We start from the raw sequence: 5,325 nt of genomic DNA, 5'->3' as shown, positions 1-5,325 counted from the left end.
TGCCGCGGTGTCCTCGTTCGGCTTCAGCGGCACCAACGCGCACGCCATCATCGAACAAGCCCCCGAACCCGCAGCCGAACCCGCACCCGAACCCGCCACGCCACGGGACCCCGAGAGGCCGAACGGTCCGCTTCCGCTTCCCTGGACACTGTCCGGGAAGTCCGTCGAAGGCCTCCGTGAACAGGCCGCACGACTGAGGGCGTTCGTCCTCGACGACATGAACGTGAGCCCGGCCGACATCGGTTACTCCCTCGCCACAACGCGCACCGCTCTGGATCGTCGCGCGGTGGTCGTCGCAGAGGATCGCGACGGATTCATCGGGGCGCTCGAAGCGCTGGCAGCGGGCCAGACGAGCACGGCTGTGGCCGAGGGTTCCCCGGTGGCGGGCAAGATGGCCTTCCTCTTCACCGGGCAGGGCAGCCAGCGGCTCGGCATGGGCCGGGAGCTGTACGAGGCGTACCCGGTGTTCGCGGATGCGCTGGACGCTGTGCGTGAGCGGCTCGGGCTGGACGCGTTGTTCGGCGACGACGCCGAGCTGCTGGATCGCACGGAGTCCACGCAGCCGGCGTTGTTCGCCGTCGAGGTCGCCCTGTTCCGGCTCCTGGAGTCGTGGGGTGTGAAGCCGGACCTCGTGTCCGGGCACTCCGTCGGCGAGATCGCCGCCGCCCACGTCGCCGGGGTGCTGTCCCTGGAGCACGCCTGCACGCTGGTCGAGGCCCGTGGGCGGTTGATGCAGGTGCTGCCGACCGGCGGAGTGATGATCGCGCTGGAGGCTTCGGAAGACGAGGTCCTGCCGCTGCTGACCGACCGGGTCAGCATCGCTGCCGTCAACGGCCCGCAGGCCGTGGTCATCGCCGGCGACGAGGATGCGGCCGTCGCGATCGTGGAGTCGTACCCGGACCGCAGGTCGAAGCGCCTGACGGTCAGCCATGCCTTCCACTCCCCGCACATGGACGGCATGCTCGACGCCTTCCGCGCGGTGGTGGAGGGGCTGTCGTTCGAGCCGCCCCGCATCCCCGTCGTCTCCAACCTCACCGGCGCCGTCGTCACCCACGAGATGGCCTCGCCCGACTTCTGGGTGCGGCACGTGCGGGAGGCCGTGCGCTTCCTCGACGGCATCCGCGCCCTGGAGGCCGCCGGCGTCACCACCTACCTCGAACTCGGCCCCGACGGAGTCCTCTCCGCCATGGCCCAGGACTGCCTCACCGAGGACGGAGCCGCTCTCGTCCCCGTCCTGCGCAAGGGCCGCCCCGAGGCCGAGACCGTCACCACCGCCCTCGCCCACGCCCACAGCCGGGGGATCGCCGTCGACTGGCAGGCGTACTTCGCCGGGACCGGCGCGCGCCGCGTCGACCTGCCCACCTACGCCTTCCAGCGCCGGCGGTACTGGCTGGAGGCCCCCGCGCACGCCCTGAACGGGGACGTGACGTCCGCGGGCCTGGGCAGCGCGGACCACCCGCTGCTGGGCGCGGCGGTCGAGCTGCCCGACTCCGACGGGTTCCTCTTCACCGGCCGGCTCTCCCTGCGCACCCACCCCTGGCTGGCCGACCACCGGGTCGCGGGCGCCGCGCTGCTGCCCGGCGCCGCGCTCGTCGAGCTGGCGGTGCGGGTCGGGGACCACGCGGGCTGCGACCTGCTGGAGGACCTGACTCTGGAGGCGCCGCTGGTGCTGCCCGAGACCGGCGGGGTGCATCTCCGGCTCTCCGTCGCGGAGCCCGAGGCGACCGGGCGGCGCGCTTTCCACGTGTACTCCCGGCCCGAGGAGTCCGCGGCGGACGAACCGTGGACCCGGCACGCCGGCGGCTTCCTGGCCGTCGCGACCGAGGGGACGCCCGCGGCGGAGGAACCGGAGGCATGGCCGCCCGCCGGGGCCGAGCCCTGCGACGTGGACGAGCTGTACGCGTCCTTCGACGCGATCGGGCTCGCATACGGTCCGGCGTTCCGCAATCTGCGGCGCGCCTGGCGGCTCGGCGCCGAGGTCTGCGCCGAGGTCACCCTCACCGACGAGGCCAGGCCGGAGGGCGCGCGGTTCGGGCTTCATCCGGCGCTGCTGGACTCGGCCCTGCACGCGGCCGGTCTCGGGGACTTCTTCCCCGGCGCCGAGCCCGGGGCCCGCCTGCCCTTCGCATGGGACTCGGTGCGGCTGCACGCCGTGGGCGCCTCGGCGCTGCGTGTGCGCATGGCCCCGGCGGGACAGGACGCCGTCTCCCTGCTGATCGCGGACGAGACGGGTCAGCCGGTGCTCACGGTCGCCTCCCTCGTCCTGCGTCCGCTGGCCGTCGACGGGATCCCCGGCGGCGGCGCGGCCGGTGGGGCCCTCCGGGACAGCATGTTCCGGGTCGACTGGCCGGTGCTGCCGCTGTCCGCGGACGTGCCGGTGCCGGTCGGCGGCCGCTGGGTCCTGCTGGGCGGGGACCCGTTCAAGCTCGGTGCCGTCCTCAGCACGCCCAGCGTCCACCCGGACCTGGCGTCGCTCGGCCGGGAACTCGGCCACGGAACCGGTGCCGTCCCGGCCGAGGACGCGCCCGAGACCGTCCTCGTCTCCCTCGCACCCGACGTGTCCACCGCGGGCGGACTCGTGACGAGCGCGCACAACGCCGTCACCGCCGCACTGGATCTGGTCCGTTCGTGGCTGGCGGACGAGCGGTTCACCGCGTCCCGGCTGGCCCTCGTCACCCGAGGCGCCGTCGCCGTGGACGCGGACGAGGACGTCGACGACCTGGCGCACGCGGCGGTGTGGGGCCTGGTCCGTTCCGCGCAGGCCGAGCACCCGGGCCGGTTCGTGCTGGTCGACGTCGACACCGAGGACGCGTCCCCGCTGACGCTGCCCGCCGCGCTCGACACCGACGAGACGCAACTCGCCATCCGGGACGGCGTCGTGCGGACCTCGCGCCTCGCCCGAGCGGCCACCGCACCCGAGCGGCCGGCCGGCGCGGCCTTCGACCCGGACGGCACCATCCTGGTCACGGGCGCCGGCGGCACCCTGGGCGGACTTCTCGCCCGGCACCTGGTGGACGTGCACGGGGTGCGACGCCTGCTGCTGGTGAGCCGGCGGGGCGGGGCCGCCGAGAACGCTCGCGACCTCACCGCGCAGCTGCACGCGTCGGGTGCGGAGGTGACGTGGGCGGCGTGCGACGTGTCCGACCGGGACGCGCTCGCCACCGTACTCGCGGACGTTCCGGCGGAGCATCCGCTCACCGCGGTCGTGCACGCCGCGGGTGTCCTGGACGACGGCACCGTGGAGGCGATGACCCCCGACCGGCTGCGGCGCGTCCTGCTGCCCAAGGTCGACGCGGCATGGCACCTGCACGAGCTGACGCGGGACCTGGACCTGTCGGCGTTCGTCCTGTTCTCCTCGGCCGCCGGTGTCTTCGGCAACGCCGGACAGGCCAACTACGCGGCGGGCAACGCCTTCCTCGACGCGGTTGCCCAGCATCGCAGGGCGCAGGGACTGCCCGCGGTCTCGCTGGCCTGGGGACTGTGGGACGACGAGGCCGGCATGGCCGGGACCCTCGACGCGGCCGAGCGGCGGCGCCTGAGCCGTGGCGGCATGCTGCCGCTCTCCCCGGCCGAGGGCCTCGCGCTGTTCGGCGCCGCCCTGCCCGGTGCGGGCGGGGCGGAACCGACCCCGCCCCTCCTGGTGCCGGCGCGGCTCGACCTGGCCGAACTCCGCAGGAGCCTCGGCGACTGGACTCCGCCGCTGCTGCGCGGCCTGCTCCGCGGCACCGTGCGGCGCAGGGCGAGCGACGCGACGGCGCAGACCCCGGACTCGCTCGCGCAGCGCCTCGCCCAACTTCCGTCCGCCGAACGGGACCGGGTCCTCCTCGACCTGGTCTGCACCCAGGTGGCCCAGGTCCTCGGCCACAGCGGATCCGCCGCCATCGAACCCGGCAGCGCCTTCACGGAACTGGGCTTCGACTCGCTGACCGCGGTGGAACTGCGCAACCGGCTCGGAGCCGCGTCCGGGCTGAGGCTGCCCGCGACGCTGATCTTCGACTACCCGAACCCGGAAGCGCTGAGCGGCTACCTGCGTTCCGCGCTGCCCCTCGACGACGACGGGCCGTCGCTCCTCGGCGAGCTGGACCGCCTGGAGGAGGCCCTGTCCGTGTCCGACACGGACAGCGTCACCGCTTCGCGGATCACGATGCGCCTGCAGGCCCTCCTGGCCAAGTGGAAGGACGCGCAGGACACCCGCGGCGCGGCCGCCGACGCGCCCGACGACGACGGCGACCTCGAAACCGCCACCGACGACGAGCTCTTCGACCTGCTGGACGAGGAACTCGGCTCCTCCTGACCCGCCCCACCCCACCTGCCCCACGACCCATCCGCGCCACCGGAGACCCGTCCGGGCGCGCCGCCCCGCCCGGACGACGACCGACCGGAACGACCGCCTCTGAGGCATGGAGCCCACGCAATGGAGAACGAGGACAAGCTTCGCGACTACCTCAAGCGGGCGACCGCCGACCTGCGCCAGGCCCGCAGGCGGCTGCGCGAGGTGGAGGAGAAGAACGAGGAGCCCATCGCCATCGTCGCGATGAGCTGCCGCTACCCCGGAGGGGTGCAGACCCCCGAGGACCTGTGGCGCCTCGTCGCGAACGGCGAGGACGCCATCTCCGCCTTCCCGGTCGACCGCGGCTGGGACGTCGAGTCGCTGTACGACGCCGATCCCGACAGCGCGGGATCCAGCTACGTCAGCGAGGGCGGCTTCCTCTACGACGCCGGCCACTTCGACCCGGCTCCCTTCGGGATCTCGCCGCGTGAGGCGGTGGCGATGGATCCGCAGCAGCGGCTGCTGCTGGAGACGTCGTGGGAGGCGTTCGAGGGGGCGGGCATCGACCCGTCCTCGCTGCGCGGCAGCAGGACGGCCGTCTTCGCGGGCGTCATGTACCACGACTACACCGCCCGCCTCGACTCCGTCCCCGGCGGCGTCGAGGGCTTCCTCGGCACCGGTAGCAGCGGCAGCATCGCCTCCGGGCGTGTCGCCTACACCTTCGGCCTGGAGGGCCCGGCCGTCACCATCGACACCGCCTGCTCGTCGTCGCTGGTGGCGCTGCACCTGGCGGTGCAGGCACTGCGCGCGGGGGAGTGCTCCATGGCGCTGGCCGGCGGCGTGACCGTCATGGCCACCCCGTCGACGTTCACCGAGTTCAGCCGCCAGCGCGGTCTCGCGGCGGACGGCCGGTGCAAGCCCTTCGCGGCCGCTGCCGACGGCACGGGCTGGGGCGAGGGCGCCGGCATGCTCCTGGTCGAGCGGCTGTCGGACGCGCGGCGCAACGGCCGCCCGGTGCTGGCGGTGGTGCGGGGCTCCGCCATCAACCAGGACGG

General features: G+C 74.1%; 2 protein-coding genes. Both read left to right on the top strand.

All coding sequences use genetic code 11. The annotated features are described in order from the left end of the window. The coding region (locus ACP4J0_RS38140) for an SDR family NAD(P)-dependent oxidoreductase (RefSeq protein ID WP_426603984.1) at nt 1-4,294 on the top strand (4,294 nt) is incomplete at its 5' end. A gap of 120 nt (nt 4,295-4,414) precedes the next feature. Next, nucleotides 4,415-5,325 (top strand): beta-ketoacyl synthase N-terminal-like domain-containing protein (locus ACP4J0_RS38135; RefSeq protein ID WP_426603982.1); only part of this gene is annotated, 911 nt, incomplete at its 3' end.

The organism is Streptomyces sp. WG7 (assembly GCF_049975785.1).
Taxonomy (GTDB): domain Bacteria; phylum Actinomycetota; class Actinomycetes; order Streptomycetales; family Streptomycetaceae; genus Streptomyces.
This window is presented reverse-complemented; position numbering and strand designations above follow the sequence as displayed.